Here is a 16,869-nt window from a genome sequence, read left to right as displayed (position 1 = left end):
GGTACAATCATACCCACCTTTTTTATCATTTATTGAAGTTATTAGCATTATATGAACGTTGAAATATCTGTAAATAAATTTACTAATTGGCAACAGCAAGCCCATCAGCATCTGATTGAAGGACACTACGAACAAGCTGCCTATTTGTATGAGCAAGGAATAGCATCTGAACCAGATGTGATTTCACACTACTGGTATCTAGGGTTAATGCTGCTTTTACAAGGAAAAGAAATAGAAGCACAAATGACTTGGATGATGCCTTTAAGCGAGGATGAGCCAGAAAAAGTAAATGATTGGATAGAAGAACTAATACAGGTTTTGCAAACAGAAGCCGAACGGCAGGAAGCCCTTGAATATTATAAAGTAGCTTGGGCAATCAGACAGCATATGCGAGAAATTAATCCAGACAACCTGGATAACCTGCTACATATTATTCAACTATCGCCAAAACTAGACATATATCAAGATGAAGAGCTGCCCCTGTTTGAAGCAGCACAAATACTGGAGACAAGCAAACACATTAAGTGTGATGCCAATCTACTTTTGCAAATATTACAACTAGTATTAGAAATTTATCCTTTGCAAACGTCTGCTTTTGAATTTATTGTGGCCTGTATTGAAAATACTAATAATCCTGCCATCATAACAAAAATTATCTGCGATCAATCTGTTATATTTATCAACTCTTTGAGCTCAGAAAAAGCAGTAGCATTATGCAAAAAATTACTGGCTCTCGCACAAACAGATATCAGCTTTTTGGTCAATTTTGCCAACCTCTATCAAAATTCAGGTAGAAACCTGGAAAGCCTAGAATTTACTCAACGTATTCTTAGTAATTCTCCCTCTTTAGTAGATGAAGTAGCAGCTAATTATCTAACACTAAGAGGTTTGATGCGAGCAGGTGGACAGTGGCAAAAAGCTGACTCTGCATATCAAAAATATGAAAATTTACTGGGTAAGTTAATTGAATCTGATAGCTATGTACCTGAAGAGCATTTAGTAAATTTAATTAGTACCGTGGCCTTTTCTCCTTATTTACAAGATGAACCTGCTAGAAACCATCTCTTTCGCAATCAGGTAAGTAAATTTTGTCAGGAGCGTATCCAAAAACAATTAGGATTATTCCAACCAAAGAAAATATCTAACCCCATTGTTAAGTTTGTTAGACCTTTAAAAATTGGTTATATATCTACCTGCTTGCGTCGGCATTCTGTTGGTTGGCTATCACGCTGGATTTTTAAATATCACGACCGAGAAAAATTTCAAATTTACGCTTATTCTTTAGAAGGCAGCAATGACAATTTGCAAGAATTTATTTCTCAACAAATCTCAGAGTTTTATGATTTGTCCCAAACTCAAGAAATTATCGAAATTGCTGAACTTATTCATAAAAACGAAATTGACGTACTAATTGATTTAGATAGTGTGACTTCTAAAAAAGTTTGTGGAGTCATGGCATTAAAACCAGCTCCGGTTCAAGTCACTTGGCTTGGTTCTGATGCTTCAGGATTGACAACCATAGATTATTTTATTGCCGATCCATATGTTTTACCTGATTCTGCGCAGAAATATTACACTTCAACTATTTGGCGTTTGCCTAATACTTACATTGCTGTAGATGGGTTTGAAGTTGGTATTCCTACGTTACGTAGAGAACAATTAAATATTCCTAACGATGCAGTGATTTATTTAAGTAGTCAAACACCCTATAAGCGTCATCCAAATACAGTGCGATCGCAAATAAGAATTCTTAAGGAAGTACCTGAGAGCTATCTACTGATTAAAGGGCAAAACGAGCAAGATTCAATGAAAAAATTTTTTGAGCAAATTGCTGAAGAAGAGGGAGTAAGTTGCTCAAGGCTGCGATTTCTACCACTAGTAGATTTAGAGTCAGTTCATCGCGCTAATCTAGGAATTGCGGATGTGGTATTAGACACTTATCCCTACAATGGCGCGACAACAACCCTAGAAACCCTCTGGATGTGCATTCCCTTAGTATCACGAGTAGGTGAACAATTTGCGGCTCGTAATAGCTACACCATGATGATGAATGCAGGTATTACAGAAGGCATTGCTTGGACGGATGAAGAGTATATAGAGTGGGGTGTGCGCTTGGGTAAAGATGCTGGTTTAAGACAGCAGATTTCTTGGAGATTAAGGCAATCACGGCAAACGGCACCGCTATGGAATGCAAAGCAGTTTACTCGTGAGATGGAGAAGGCTTACGAACAGATGTGGCAAAGATATAAGAAATAAGCTCGTAGTGAGGACTTTAGTCCTCTGGTTTTTGGAAGCACTCAAGTGCTTAATACAAACCTTAGAACGTTAAAAGTTATCCCAATCGCTGCCATAATCTTGTACTGGATATTGAACCCAAGAATCACGTAGCCATTGCCTTCCTTGAGCTTTTAAATACCAGTGAACGCTGCTTTCTACCCAGTCATAAGGTGATTTCACAAAACCATGTTTGACTGGGTTGTAATGAATATAATTAAGAGTTGTATAGTAATGTCTTTCAGAGCGAATAGCGCGATCGCTCCATCTGTACCAAATTTTTCGCTGAGTAATATTGTCTTCAAGATTCCATTGGCGAGCAGTAAAACCATGAATTCCACGAAATAATTCACTTAAAACATTAAAATTTACAAGATGAACTAGTAGATAATAGTGATTGGGCAAAACAACCCAAGCACAAATTTTTATGTTCGTAGTAAGCGCTTTAGTGCTGCTTTCTTCATTTCCACTACTACCAAATCTATCAAATATCATATTTAGCAGTTGCTGACGGCGAGATTCAGATTGCATATGATGTTTATGTTCGTAACAGGCTACCATCAGCAGGTAAAAAGATTTATCTTTAACTGGATGTGGTGGGGAATGGTGTGGATAGCCTTTACTCAAGCGCTCTTTAATATGATGTCCGCTAAATTACTCTTAATTCCTGCGTTACCTCACCCCAACCCTCTCCTTACTAAGGAGAGGGTGCCGTAGGCGGGTGAGGTTATTTTATTATGGGCATTGTCACGAACGTGATATAACTAGTTCAGCTTTTTGTTCTGGCGTGAGTTTACGATATTCGTACATATATTTTGTAAGCTTTGTAAGCACTCTTTGTGCTTACTAGAACTTTTTTTCAAAGATTCTTCAACAAGCTGTTTATAGAAAGCTTCTAAACCTTCAACACATACTTTGTCATCAAAAAGAAGATGGTGACGCTCTTTCATCTTTTTTGCAATGCTGTTTCCCCAAGCTGAATCGAGTCCTAATTTGACAGCAATATCGATATATTCTGCTTCATTTTGGGCGATGGTGTCTGTCACTCCAATCATTTGCAGGAAACTGTAAGTGTGGCGACCTCGCATAAATTCCCCTGGACAGGTGACAATAGGAAGATGGCAAGCGATCGCTTCTAGGCTAGTATTACCTCCAGACCAAGTAAAAGTATCTAGATAAACATCGGAAAGTAGATTAATCATCAGGTAATCTAACCGCTCCGGAATGGTGAGAAATAAGCAGTAATCTTCGTATTTGAGATTGACTGTGGTAAAGGCGCGGTTCAAACGTTCCCGGAGTAAACCACCACGCAGAAATAGAAATTTTGCTTGGGGAAGCCGACAAGCGATTTCTGCCAAAATAAAATCATATTGCGGCAGGTATTTGAAAGGCGCTTGACAACAAAGATAGATAACTGCGTCTTCTGGTAGTTGATAATCTGAGCGGGTTTTAATAATTGGTGGGATATATGGTTTCGGATAAGATACACCAATGTTAGGCAAACGAATTAATTTTTCTGAGTAATGTTCTTGTGCATTTTCAGATTCCATTAACTCGCTAGATAAAAAGTAATCAATTGTGGGTAAGCCAGTTGTCACCGGATGTCCCCAAGCAGTGCATTGGATAGGTGCAAGCCGCAAACCTGCTATTTGCATGGTTGGCGGATCCATACCTATTTCTGGATAGACAAGAATGTGCAGTTGATCGGCTATGATTTGTTGGCAAACAGCTTCTAAATTATGGGGAATGTGGTGGAAAGCATCACTGTGAGCTTGAAATTGCTGCGTAATTAAATCTGGTGAGTTTCCTGTATAGTAACAGTAGATTTCAAAGGAGTTGCGATCGCAGTAGCGCAACCAACCAGTTAACCACAGCGTTCCACTGTAAGAATGGAGATAATTTGAAACGTAGCCAATACGAATTTTGTTACCAGGTTTAAGGGGAGGTATGGATACAGGAGTAACCCACTGAGGATAGTTAGCTGCCATAATTTCATGTACTAACTTTCCATACTGGCGTTGCAACTCTATGTCGTTTTGAGCTTGATAGGAAATATAAAAGTTTGTGAGGCTACCTATACCTGCCAAAGCATACTTTTTCTCTACATCAGTGTTTAGAGATGTTTCTTGAATTAAATTTTGCAATCCTTGTATAAATCGTTTCCGATAAAAACTAATTTCATCTTGTTTTTCATAGATTATGGGGACTATTAAATGTTTGTAAATTTTAAAAGTGTAATCATCAGGTAATATATTTGAAGCTGTAATTGCACTAGAGATAGCATTTTGAATTCGTCCAGCCTGCTGCAAATTCTTAATTAACGAGAAATGAAGGTTTCCATCTGTTGGATAAAGTTTAATTCCTTCTTGAAGAATTACAAAAGCTTTATCTACCAAGTTTAACTGTCGATAACACTCACTTAAGCGCCAATAATCTTCTGGATCCCCTGGTTGTATTGCTAACAGTTTTTGATATTGATTAATTGCTTCTTGCCATCTTCCCTGTTGGAAAAATGTTTGACTCAACTCAAAAAAAAACTGTCCAGATGGTGTATCACAAAAATTTTCTAAATTATAGGAGGGAAGAGTTTCTGCTTTTGTTAGCGCTACAGCTTGTTTATTTTCCTGTTCCAAAATAATTCTGGCTTTAATCTTAGGTAGCAAAGCCTGCCACTGGATATCACCCAACTGTCCCACTAAAGAAATTTCTAATCCTTCGCTGACATCCAAATCTTCTTGCATGAGAAGATTCATACTTATAGCAGATAACAACATTTCGGCATAATTTTCATCACAGTTACTTGTCTCTATAAGTAGAGTAATGTGTTTACTATCAGGATGAGCTGCAAGGTTTATCCACACTCGTTCTAATTCTAAACTGAGTGATTCTTCTGGCTGTGACCAATCAGGAAAAATAATTAAATTTATTTCTTTTAAATTTAGAGGCGCAAGTGTAGTATTTATTAATACTGTGCTTACAGCGTCTGCCATTTTTGACCAAGAAAACTTTTTCGCTTGTTCTAAACCAGCAGTAATTAAGGTATTACGAATACTAGGCTTTTGCATCTCGCAAAGTGCATTTGCCAATTCTTGTACATTATCATCCTTGACGTAAATTGCTGCTTCTCCTACTACTTCTGGAATTGAGGCATTATGACAAGTAATAACAGGACAACCACAAGCCATTGCCTCAAGCACTGGCAAGCCAAAACCTTCATACTTAGATGGATAAACCAATGCCACAGCACCAGAATAAGCTGTTGTTAATTCCTCATCATCTAATTGCAGCATATGAATAGTACTGCCTGATGTGTAGGTTCTCAACTCTGGTGCTAATACACCTCCACTGCCAGTACAGATAATATCAAATCCATAGCTAGTCGCGAGTTGAGAAAAAGCTTGGAAGAATAAAATACTATTCTTATAACCACTTCCTAGCCCAACCAAGATAAAGTATGGTTTTGAGATACCATATTTTGTTTTAAAAGTATTAATTTCTTCAGGTTTTGCTGGTGAAAAAGTCCTTTTCACTCCACAATAAGCTACAGTAACAGACTCTAGAGGTATATCTGTAAAGAACTTTGCCAAGTCACGTGCTGTATTTTCTGAAATTGTTATATAAGCAGATGCGTGTTGAATAGCCTGATGTTTTTCTTGCCACATGGGATTGTTCATATCCCATCCCATTACTTCTGGAATCATATCATATGCCATGAACACAGAAGGTGTTGTAGTAGGAGTAGTGTAGTACGAAGAGATAAATAAATCTGCATCTTCTTCATCGCAAACTTGCTGTAGCATTTCCCGATCGGCATCAGTGTTTGCGTAGTCATAAGCCAGTATTGTACGGTACCTAATACCAGGAATTTTGGGAGCAGTTCCAGCGCGATCGAGTACGATAATATGCTTACCAAAGCTGTTGTTTGCCCATTCTTCTAGTAATGATTTCCAGACACGAGCAATGCCTGTTTGATAAAGCTGGAAAAATACACCATCAACAACGATTTTTGGATGTAATGAATAATGCTTTTTAACAAAAATTCCTCGATTACGAATATGTAATGCTATCTGATTTAGTCGTCCATCTCTACCTGTAGTATTTTGTTTATGTTGCATCCATCTGTGAAGATCAGGAACTGGCGTAAGAGAATATCCCCCTAATCTGGCTCTATGGCATAAATCTACATCATCCCAATAGCCCGGACCATAATCCTCACACCATCCTCCTAAAGCTTCTAGAGTAGATTTTTTGATGCACATTGCCCATCCTTCTATGTATATTTCGCCTAGCTCATTTTGCATGAAACCAGGGCCGGAGATGCCACTCCCTGCTAAGGCACACAATAATTGAGATGGAAAATTTAAAATTTCTACATCGTTATTCAAGAATAGAATGTATTCTCCTGTTGCAGCTTTTGCACCTTGATTATTAGCCGCAGAAAAACCCCGATTTTCCTCGTTACGGATCAGCTTAATATTGTATTGATTACAAAATTCCTGTAATTCTAATTTCCCTGTTAATTGACTGCCATTATCTACAAAGATAATTTCTAAATTTCCTAAATATTGCAAGTTCTGTTTCCATATCTCTAACAAGTCACTATGATCCCACCAAGGTACAACTATACTGATAAAATTTGTTTTTAAGTATTGTTTTATTTTGTGAGTGTTAGCATTAATTATTGCTACATCAGAAAAATTGTAAGAATTTTTTAGCACTTCTTCTTTTTCATTTATCTGCTCACCTTTATTTGCTTCGACCCAAAAACAACTTTGTTCATGAGACCAATAGTCATTAATATTAATTTCTCTAAAACCTGCTGTTTTCAGTAATTGGGACAAATGAGGTTTCGTAAATCCAGTTTTATGAAATTCTCCTGGATGAGTTTGCAAACCAAAAATAGTATCTAATTGCCAACCCCAACGCTCTTCTTCCGGTTTGATTAACCATTGCTGTAAACACCACTCAAGATTTGGTAAATTCATTACCAATTTTCCACTAGGCTTTAACACTCTTGCCCATTCTTTCAAGGCTATCGGCACCTCATACTTACTGAGATGCTCTAACATATGCTCTGTAAAAATCTCATCTACAGAATTATTTTCAAGAGGAATATTAAAAATATCTATTTGGATGATATCTTGAGCAGAAAAATATTGGTCAACATTCAGATATCCCTCCTTGACATTGCCTCCGCATCCAAGATGTAGTTTTAATGTATTATTGCTTACCATAAATATTTTATCTGATAGGATTTAGATATTTATTAAACTGACAACCCTAATAGCGATCGCTTTTCCCTACTTCTTTCTTCAACTGCTCCAATTGCATTTTGTAATCTTGCCTTTCAGGACTCAATTTCACCAACTTTTCCAAAGGAGCGATCGCACCTTTCGCATCCTGCAACTGTAGCCGTATTTTTACTAACCCCTCCAAAGCAACTTTATTTTCTGGTTCTCTTTGTAACACCAACTCATATCCTTGTGCCTGTTGCTGCAATGATGGCGCAGCAGACGCAACTTGAGCTTGTGGTGGATTTTGAATAGCCTGTACAAGTGCAGAAACTGCTGCAAAGCCTGTAGAACCAAAGAAAGACACAAAGGATATCCAGGTTACTATCTTTTTTCGCCGCTCTAACTTTTTGTGGCGAGCGATCATGTATTCTTCCCCAGAACCAGCCATATCTGAATGTTTGCTGCGGATAAATACTTAAGTATCAGCAAGCCTCCTGTTATAAAAGTACCCACTCTTATCCAAGAACTATCATCTATGAGTAAATTTTTTCACACCAAATTCATAAGCCGATTCTGAATGTAAAGATGAATAGGCTATATCTACGTAGTTTTAACAGCGGTAACAAGAATGTGGCAAATGGCTTCAACCGATGAGAATTGGTAGGCGATCGCTGTTTCAGGTGGTTCGTCAATCAGTTCAAAGAAAATACTGGGAAAGCTTTGGAACAAGCGATAAAATATCGTATCTGTTTTCACGTTGCTCGATATGGGGTTTGTGCCATAGCTTTTGATTTTACTTGGTAGTTGATGTTTTCACTGCCAATCTTGAAATTTATCGCTAGTACTACGAAGTATAGAACTTAGCTGGGCGCGACGGGTTTCAAAGTTAGCGGCAATGGAAATGAGGATAATACCCACTACTAAGCCAACCAGCCATTTGAAGAATGGGTAGCGCAAACTAAAAATGACTAATTGGTAAAAGGCTGTGATGAAAAAGGTGGCTGTACCAACGTAAAGAAAAGCCCGCACTCGCAAACCTAATCCGGCAAAAATCGCAATCAGGCTGAAAGTTCCCGGTATCAGGGCTGTGTCTTGATGGAATAAAATCGCCCAACCACAAATCAAACCACTAGCAAGTAAACGCCAGTAATGACGGTATGCTTTCATATCCGATAGTTTCAATTGGGGATCGAACTGGGCAACATATAATAACGATAAGCCGATCGCACTCACGTACCATAAAGCATCTGTCAAGCCCAAGTCATAAAACCAGCGAAAAACTGCCCAATTAATTAATGCCACACTCAAGTATGTGACGCGGAATTGATTGCTCATCTTTGCTAAGAACACATAAAACGCAGCTGTTAATAGCAAAGTAATTGAGTAAATTTGCAGTCTGGTTTCCCACAAAAGTACCAGTGGTAAGATGGATGCGGCTACTTGCCAAGGGCGTTTCGACCAACCCCAGCTTTCCCACGGTAAGATGTAAAGAAAATAGGCAACTACACAGGCGATCGCGGCATTCCAAGGTACAAGCGCACCAGCAAATAACTGCCCTACTGCCGTCTCGCGCCAATAAATCCTCATTGCAGCTACTTCGAGCAAGCCCAGGTAAACCCAGATTTCGTCGGGGGTAATGATTGACGCGGGGAATTCTTCTCTCTCAACAGGATATCTTCCTTGAAAGATGGCATAGCGAATCAAAAATATCCCTGTTCCTAAACCCACAAGTCGATTCACTTGAATGGGTGCTGCGATCGCTGCTATTAATAAAAAGCTACTCCAAGCCCAGTGCAGATGAGCAATTGTTTTCAGTTCTTCGGTACTCAAGCGCAAATAGCTACTTAACCAAGGTGAGAGGATGCGATAGGCATACATGATGCTTGTGCCTAAAGCAGACATGGCAATTAAACCATCACCCCATGCTCCTCCTGAAGCTTGTAACATTTGATAGAACAAAAGTTCATAAGCAGAAATCGAGATGCCAATAAGCCCCAGGTAAACCAGAGGTTTAAATTCATGGCGACGCCGCCCCACTCCGATCGCAATTAAAGCTACGCCCAAAGAAGCCAAACCTGTCCATTCGGTAAAGGTGTGCAAACGCAGTACCAAACTAAAGCCCCCATACATGAGCGGTAGAATGTGAAAGCTGCTCGGTAACCTTTCTAAGCGGTGTCGCCTTTGCCACCACTCTCCAAACAGCTGAGTTACCAAACCCAAACCAATATTTGCGATCGCTATGTGGATGATTGAAGGTTTGCCAAAACCAATTAACTCGGCGGTTAGTAATTCCAAACACCAACCGATGCCATAAAAGGCAAAATTTGTCGCCTCTCCCCAACTGCGATAAACAATTGCCCCCAAAGTAATAGCACCAGCAGCTAAATATAACAATCCTGGGGTGGCAAGCTGCATATAAACTAACACAGAATGCAGCGTTAAACTCAATAACTCTACGCTGCATAATGCGATCGCCCACTTATCTGTTGCATCTGCATAGATAGTTGCTAATTCGTTGCTTCTTTGTTGCAGTAATTTCCGAGTTAGCCATAAACCCAGGATAGCGATCGCACCTATTACAAACCACCTCTGCCCAGACAGCTTCGGAAAACCAGGAACACCCTCCCACAACAGGGTTCCAATAGTACTGAGAACGAATCCTACTGTAATGACTGCATATGCTTTGTATCGGAAATAATTAGTATTAACGAACATTAAAGCCGCAGCAACAGCTAGACTGATTAATCTGAAATGGGGTAGCGGTAAAGTTAGCAATTGGGAAAGCCCCAATGCCAAAACACTTAATATGCTGTTAGTATTGCGTTGATTTCCAGAACTGCGACTAGCAATTCTCGTCAGAGTCATAGGGGTAATTAACCAAATTAGTCCCCAATTAGCATTAGTCGCACCATAGTTTCTCCAAGCTAAATCAGCATTTACCCAGAGTAAAAGGAAACTAATTACAGCTAGCCCTAAACCAATATGCCAACCGCTACGCCGCCACCAGCGATCGCCAATGCCCAATAGCCACTCTCCTACCATCACGGCTAACAAAATCATTGCCCAGTGTTCATTACGTAAGCCGGGGAACAACCAATCAACTATCGAGCAAAACGTTAGTACTCCTGTAATATGAGTGAGATATGTCAACGTGGGAAGATTTGTTGACGCGGGGACATAGGAATGAGGGGAGGCACCAAAGTTTTTTGTCTCCGTGTCTCCTTGTCTCCATGTCCCCGTGTCCTTATAAATGCGGCGCTGAGTGACTATTGCTAGAGTTGCTGTCGAAAAAAGTAAGTTTAGCGATCGCAGTACAGGATTTACCAAGGCGATCGTAGTTAAAACAGAAGCAAAAAATAGAGTTAGTAGTTCGCCAAACTTAGCTACTTCCCTTCTACCAAAATGACGCAGCAATTCTGTCAGCGCAACCATCAAAATTACGTAAGGAAATAAAGCAATACTTAGTAATGCCCAAGCTTCATTTTGAGAATTGGTGAGTTGAGTAGCAGTAGCGATCGCCGATTTTTGTAATTCAGAAGGTACTAACCGCCAACTCAACCAAATCGTCTGTAAGCCAATGACAAAGATGGCAGCAAAATCAGGTTGGAGATTGTAGCGCTGCAAGCGACGGCTAAAAAACCACAAACTTAAGCCACTAACAGCTATTGCTTGCCAGGGATGAGTGATTACAGAAACCAACCAACCAAGGAATAAGAGAATACCGCCAATGAATTGCCAAGGCACAGAAAGACGTAAAGATGTCTGTGAAGACATGGAGAAATTATCAGACACCCTCTCCGCGTCTTTGTGTCTCCGTGTCGCCGTGTCTTCTTCATTCCCCTTGTCCTCTGCTTGCTGTGTCAACCAAGCCACCAACCAACCGCAAATGCCAATAGCTAATCCTAACTGCGTAATCTCTACATGGGCAACAAAAATCCCTCTGACTAGCAACACAAGCAAGGCATAAATCACTATAGAGGCAGGTAAATTCATACCTAATCCACTCTGCCTGTTTCTTTGTCGTGCTAAACGAGTTTGATAAACGGTGATAAGACTAGTTCCCACCACTGCCAAATAAAGGGCAATTAAGGGAAAACCTGATAGTTTCCAACCCCAGTGTAGATAACTCAGTCCGAGAATATTTGCCAGACGAAAATTTTCATTAGGCAAATGAGCAGCAAACAATCGACTTTTGCTAATTAAGACTGTAATCGCGGTAAGGCAAAAAGAGGCGATCGCTACTACAATCCAGTTCACGGGATTTTGCCACAGCCCAAAGCTATCCATTGCCCAAAAGTTCACTGGCACTAGCAAAAGCGTGACTGTTAGCAATGTCTGTGTCGTCAGTCTAAGATTACTCTGTTTGCCTGTCCAAAAACTCAACCCCCAAAAACTTAGAGTATAAGCGAACAAAACGCCATACTGCCCCGCAGCCGGAAACTTCTCCCATTGACTAGCAGCGAGTACTCCGGAAGACAGCACTACTAGAAATACACCTAAAAATAGCAGCCAACGGACGCTCAATTCTGATAGCAATGACTGCAATATTTCTGTGAAAAGATTGGGTTTTGCCAACTCTGGTGACGGCTTTTGTTTCCCAGGGAGAACAGATGGCTGTAGTGAGTCAGATGTGACAGTTGTTTTCTCTGCTACCCTCTGAGAAGCTCCTTGCACGTCTGGAGATTCAACACGAGGTTCTAATATGACGCTACAAACAAGAAACTCTCGGCATAGTTGCCTTACTTGAGCATCGGATATTAACCCCAAACTTAGCCAGATATCGAGTCCTTGTAATAACTGCGGATGCTGCGATGGTAACCTGACTTCAATTTTGATGGAGCGCTCAAGTGGAGAAGACATAAATAGCAGCCCTAAAGCTTGTTACTTAAATCATCATTTTCTTTAAGCATCTTTTCAGTCTATTTGTGCCACTTATGCCGCCGACTGCTGTTAATTTTTGTTGATACCTCCTTTCAAAGTAGACGTCCAATTTTTATCGAGCAGACGGCAGAAGTAAAACCCCACAAGAAATTTAATAATTTCTACTGTTAAATAATTATCCCAATGGCTGAATTTTTTGCTGTTGATAAAACTCTTTAAACTGCTTTTGCTGCTTTTTGTGCTCCACAATGGGGGCAGGATAATCAACAGCCTGACGTTCCAAAGGTGTAATATTACCAGTTATTAAATATTCTGTATCTATAGAACGCAATTCCGGAAGCCACTGGCGAATATATTCAGCATCTGGATCAAATTTTTGTGCTTGACTGGCAGGATTGAAAATACGTAGAGGTTTAGGATCCATGCCACTAGAAGCACTCCATTGCCAACCGCCATTGTTAGCAGATAAATCGCCATCAATTAGTTTCTGCATGAAATATTTTTCTCCCAATTGGGGATTAATCAGCAAGTCTTTAGTTAAAAAACTAGCGACAATCATTCGACAACGGTTGTGCATCCAACCAAGTTCATTGAGTTGACGCATGGCTGCATCAACAATCGGATAGCCAGTTCTACCTTCACACCAAGCTTGAAAGTGTTCTACATTGGTTTGCCAAGGAAAGTTTTTGAAGGTGTCGCGATAGGCACCCTTTGCTAATTCTGGAAAATGATACATGGCGTGTTGATAAAACTCCCGCCATGCTAATTCTTGTTGCCAGGTACGGATGCTAGCTTCTGTTTCTTCGCTGCGGCTGTTTTCTAAAGCTTGTTGTGTCGCTTGCCAAACAGTACGAATGCCGATCGCACCAAATTTTAAAGCTGCACTCAATCGGGATGTACCGTCAGTTGCTGGGAAATTTCGCTGTTGTTGATATTCATCGATGGCGTGGGCGCAAAATTCCTCTAAACGTTCTTGTGCTGCTGCTTCTGTTGGTACAATTGCTAATTCCCCATCCCAAATAAATCCTAATTCTTGAGCTGAAGGTAATTCAATCGCTCCGGCAACTTTTGCTTTTTCCTTTTCTATTTCTGTTAATCCTTCAGCATTCTCCAGACTTTTGACTGGCTCTGCCTTCGCTTTACTACTCCAATTTTTCCAAAAGGGAGTGTAAACAGTGTAAGGTTGATTGGAGCCAGTGCGGATTTCTGCTGGTGAATGCAGCAGTTGATCCCAGTTTTTTTCTAGAAACTCGATACCTTTTTCTTTCAAAGCCTCTATTACGGCGCGATCGCGTTCTTGAGAATAGGGCTCTACATCCCAATTCCAAAATACAGCTTTGGCATCTAATGCCGCAGCCAATGCTGGAATTGCTTGCACGGGGTTGGCGTGAAGTATTAATAACTGGCTACCAGCTTGAGCATATCTTTTCTGAAGTGCCTGCAAGCAACCTATCATGTAAGTCACTCGAACTGGAGCCACATCATCTCGTTCCAAAATATTTGGATCGAGGCAAAACACACCTACAACTTTTGCACTCCGCCGCCGCGCCGCCGCAAGCCCTGTATTGTCAGAAATGCGTAAATCGCGTCGATGCCAAAACAGAATTAAGTCAGACATTAAATTTTATTTTTAGTTCGCTTGTACTAGATTAGAGCTAATAGTAGCAATTAGTATCTGTCTATTGAAAAATTTTTCCGCTAGAAGGCAGATAGCAGTGGTTCGACACGTCGACAAGCTCAGTGCATCGCTAGGCTCACCAACCAGGCAGGAGGCAGAAGGGAAGAGGAGCTTCAGGGGCTTCAGGTGCAGAGGGACAATGCCCAATTCCCGATACCCAGTACCCTTTTAGGCTAATTAGAATTGCGTAACTGTTACGTTAACACCAGAATCCAGTTGTTTGGGGGGCTTGAAATAATCAATTTGTTGGGTATTTTGAGGAGTTTGGTTATTTTTTTTATTTTCGCATTCCTTTAAGATCCGAGCTGGATCTGTAATTAGCTCAATGATATTTTGACATTCTTGCTGGCGTAATACCGAAATTGAGCGTCCGGCTTGTTGTAGATTATTGTTTCGATAGATGACATTATCCCAGCTACTGTTAATGGTGACAGGTTGGGTTATTAAGGAAGCCGCGCGATCACTTGAACCTCTCACAGAAGGGATATTCGCTGGGTTGGCATAGGCAGTTGCGGTTACACCAAACATCGCAATCATAGCAAACAAATTTAGGAGCAAGCTTTTCATAAAATTACATCTCTCAAAATTAATTGGATACCTAATATAAATTTTGGCTTCTAACACTTAAAGGTGCATCAGGGTAACTATTTGCATCCAATTTAACCATCATGTTTTTAACTACAGCCTGCCACAATTTTATTCCAGTACAGAGTTATCGGTTTTGTGATTGCGTTGCAGGTAAAGTCATAGTAGCAATACTGCTCTCACGCTACCCGAAGATAGTGCGATCATACAATCTAAAGTGACTGGGGGTTAGGGTGTGTTTTCAAATCCAAAAGCCTTTAGTACAGGTTAGAGTATTCTGTGTCTGGGTTGTTCTTTAAGTATGCGGAAGTTCTGAATAAAAAAGTTAAGCACATCAACAAATTTAATGACACAGGCTTTATACTGTCCCCTTGCCTCTACCCATAACTTTAATTTTGCCTAACTACTTAATATGCTATCTTTAGTTCTTTTAGAGCTGCTTCTCCTAATATTCTATGAGCAACAGTAGTCGGATGAATATCATCCCAGAATAGGAATTCATCCGGATTGTCACAGACGGCAAAATTGTTCACACAAGGACTTGTCACATTTGTAAAACCAAATTTGGCTGGATTTGCGATCGCTTCTCGATACAATAAACTAACATCAAGCTCAATAAAGTGAGTATCATTGTCTAACTTTTGGCTGAGAAAATTCAGAGATTTAGCCAATTCACGATTATGAGCGCTCGTCACAGAACTAAGGCTGCTAGAATAGGGGCTATTTCGTGTGACTGGCAGCTTGCCTAAATCTGGTAAATTCGCTATCAATATATTTTTTGCTCCTGCGGTGACAAGAGACTGAATTGCATTTGATAAATTAGAAACTGAAGCAGTAGAATCGGCAACACCTGAAAGGTAATCGTTCGCACCAGCCCATAAAATATAAAGAGCATTAGTATTTACCTTTTGATGAGCTTTCGTAAAACTATAAACTTGTGCTAACACACCTGGAATGTCATTAACAGTGCTGTTTAGTGTAGTTGCACCACCATAAGCAAAGTTATTAATTTGCTTATTGTTTAGCCCTAGATTAGAGCTAAGATATTCTACCCAAACAGGGCCATTAGAATAACGTCCTTGAAAGTAAGGAGGGCTAGGAGGAGAAACTCGTCCAGTATTTTTAAATCTATTTCCAATATCAGAAAGACTGTCACCAAACACATAAAGTTCATTTATTTTATTAGAATAATTCAAGCCCTGTGTATGAGATGCAATTACAACCATAATTAAAGTTGCGAAAGTAAGTGCTACTAAAAAAATCAGTTTTTTCATTATTCAAGTTTATTGTCATCAAAATCTCAAAGCCCTCTTCCTATAGGATGGATGAGGGCTATTACTTAAAATTTAACTTGATAAATATATGAAATATCTTTTACTATTTTTGGTGTGGAGACTGTTCAATGAGCGTTCCTCCTTTGACAAAATTTGTCTTTAATTACTGAAACTAAAAGCAGATTAAATTGTGGCAGAACGAATTGAATAACTTGAGTGTGCAAAATTTTTGAGTTGCTGTTTTAATTGATTGGGAAGGCAATAAAATGCACGACCTTGCCATCCCTTGATTTTTTGATATTCCAGATGTCCGCAGTACTTATCCCCTTTATGAATATGCCAACCCCAGTTAGCTGGAATTACCTCGTATTCACTTAAAGTTTGAGTTAAATAAAGAGTCAACTGTTCTAGGTTATGTTGAGGTTTCATGGCTGTTTAAAAATTCCTGTTTTTCTATATAAAGGACACAATATTTTTGGTTTATAGGTCAATATTCTCCTGAATACAAGCTGCTTGACCCCCTTCTTGAGAGTTATTTGGTTAGCTACTTGAGAAGGATTTACTAACAAATTTTACGCACGGGCTTTTACCAGAAGTATGAGGCGATCGCCTCATACTTCCAACCTGGAAAAGTCCTGCGTAAGCGCTTATTAGGCACGGATTTAGTACTCTGGCACAATGGCGATAAAGTATTAGCCTGGCAAGACTTTACAATTACGTCGGTTGATGAAGAGGAGTGCGTAGCGCAGTATTGGTTAGCATGGAAGCCTATCTAGATGTTCAAAATCAAGTTGCTAGTCAAGATACAGCTATTGTCGAGTTTCAGCAACCCCGACGCTTACCTTTAGACTTACAAGCAGAAGTACATTTACCCAGCGATCGCTATTCGATTGCATACCGTAAGTGGCTCAAGCAACAGGGTGTTACCTTTGGTGCCATCTAA

At 39.9% G+C, this 16,869-nt stretch carries 10 protein-coding genes and 1 pseudogene; 2 read left to right on the top strand and 9 right to left on the bottom strand.

Annotation, left to right across the window (positions count from 1 at the left end; all coding sequences use genetic code 11):
- The first annotated feature begins 51 nt into the window (after positions 1 to 51).
- Positions 52 to 2,256, top strand: a complete 2,205-nt coding sequence (locus QUB80_RS04460; protein WP_289788292.1) for an O-linked N-acetylglucosamine transferase, SPINDLY family protein — start codon at positions 52 to 54, stop codon at positions 2,254 to 2,256.
- Positions 2,257 to 2,325: 69 nt separating this feature from the next.
- Here the strand turns inward: QUB80_RS04460 and QUB80_RS04455 are convergent, their stop codons facing one another.
- The 9 genes and pseudogenes from QUB80_RS04455 to QUB80_RS04415 all read right to left on the bottom strand — a co-directional run bounded on the left by QUB80_RS04455 (position 2,326) and on the right by QUB80_RS04415 (position 16,355).
- A complete protein-coding gene (locus QUB80_RS04455; RefSeq protein WP_289788291.1) occupies positions 2,326 to 2,901 on the bottom strand; it encodes a transposase in 576 nt (191 codons plus the stop codon).
- A 137-nt stretch (positions 2,902 to 3,038) separates the two neighbouring features.
- Positions 3,039 to 7,508, bottom strand: coding sequence for an O-linked N-acetylglucosamine transferase family protein (locus QUB80_RS04450; protein WP_289788290.1), 4,470 nt, complete (start codon positions 7,506 to 7,508; stop codon positions 3,039 to 3,041).
- 46 nt (positions 7,509 to 7,554) lie between these two features.
- Positions 7,555 to 7,956, bottom strand: coding sequence for a tetratricopeptide repeat protein (locus tag QUB80_RS04445; protein ID WP_289788289.1), 402 nt, complete (start codon positions 7,954 to 7,956; stop codon positions 7,555 to 7,557).
- 194 nt (positions 7,957 to 8,150) lie between these two features.
- A pseudogene (locus QUB80_RS04440) lies at positions 8,151 to 8,264 on the bottom strand (DUF2887 domain-containing protein); the annotation flags it as partial.
- Positions 8,265 to 8,321: 57 nt separating this feature from the next.
- Entirely contained in the window at positions 8,322 to 12,368 is a 4,047-nt protein-coding gene (locus tag QUB80_RS04435) for a DUF2157 domain-containing protein (RefSeq protein ID WP_289788288.1), read from the bottom strand.
- A 196-nt stretch (positions 12,369 to 12,564) separates the two neighbouring features.
- A complete protein-coding gene (locus QUB80_RS04430; protein WP_289788287.1) occupies positions 12,565 to 14,007 on the bottom strand; it encodes a deoxyribodipyrimidine photo-lyase, 8-HDF type in 1,443 nt (480 codons plus the stop codon).
- Positions 14,008 to 14,244: 237 nt separating this feature from the next.
- Positions 14,245 to 14,634, bottom strand: coding sequence for a hypothetical protein (locus tag QUB80_RS04425; RefSeq protein ID WP_289788286.1), 390 nt, complete (start codon positions 14,632 to 14,634; stop codon positions 14,245 to 14,247).
- 425 nt (positions 14,635 to 15,059) lie between these two features.
- On the bottom strand, positions 15,060 to 15,926 hold the full coding sequence (locus QUB80_RS04420; RefSeq protein WP_289788285.1) for an SGNH/GDSL hydrolase family protein: 867 nt from the start codon (positions 15,924 to 15,926) through the stop codon (positions 15,060 to 15,062).
- Positions 15,927 to 16,109: 183 nt separating this feature from the next.
- Complete coding sequence (locus QUB80_RS04415; protein WP_289788284.1) at positions 16,110 to 16,355, bottom strand: hypothetical protein; 246 nt, start codon at positions 16,353 to 16,355, stop codon at positions 16,110 to 16,112.
- Between the two features lie 307 nt (positions 16,356 to 16,662).
- Between QUB80_RS04415 and QUB80_RS04410 the strand changes: the two genes are divergently transcribed.
- Positions 16,663 to 16,869: a hypothetical protein gene (locus QUB80_RS04410; RefSeq protein ID WP_289788283.1), complete on the top strand. Its 207-nt coding sequence runs from the start codon at positions 16,663 to 16,665 to the stop codon at positions 16,867 to 16,869.

The sequence above is a fragment of the Chlorogloeopsis sp. ULAP01 genome (assembly GCF_030381805.1).
Classification (GTDB): domain Bacteria; phylum Cyanobacteriota; class Cyanobacteriia; order Cyanobacteriales; family Nostocaceae; genus Chlorogloeopsis.
This window is presented reverse-complemented; position numbering and strand designations above follow the sequence as displayed.

Coding starts and splice junctions, on each gene's coding strand:
- QUB80_RS04435 (WP_289788288.1), bottom strand. CDS start 12,368: ATGTCTTCTCCACTTGAGCGCTCCATCAAAATTGAAGTCAGGTTACCA.
- QUB80_RS04430 (WP_289788287.1), bottom strand. CDS start 14,007: ATGTCTGACTTAATTCTGTTTTGGCATCGACGCGATTTACGCATTTCT.
- QUB80_RS04425 (WP_289788286.1), bottom strand. CDS start 14,634: ATGAAAAGCTTGCTCCTAAATTTGTTTGCTATGATTGCGATGTTTGGT.
- QUB80_RS04415 (WP_289788284.1), bottom strand. CDS start 16,355: ATGAAACCTCAACATAACCTAGAACAGTTGACTCTTTATTTAACTCAA.
- QUB80_RS04450 (WP_289788290.1), bottom strand. CDS start 7,508: ATGGTAAGCAATAATACATTAAAACTACATCTTGGATGCGGAGGCAAT.
- QUB80_RS04460 (WP_289788292.1), top strand. CDS start 52: ATGAACGTTGAAATATCTGTAAATAAATTTACTAATTGGCAACAGCAA.
- QUB80_RS04445 (WP_289788289.1), bottom strand. CDS start 7,956: ATGGCTGGTTCTGGGGAAGAATACATGATCGCTCGCCACAAAAAGTTA.
- QUB80_RS04420 (WP_289788285.1), bottom strand. CDS start 15,926: ATGAAAAAACTGATTTTTTTAGTAGCACTTACTTTCGCAACTTTAATT.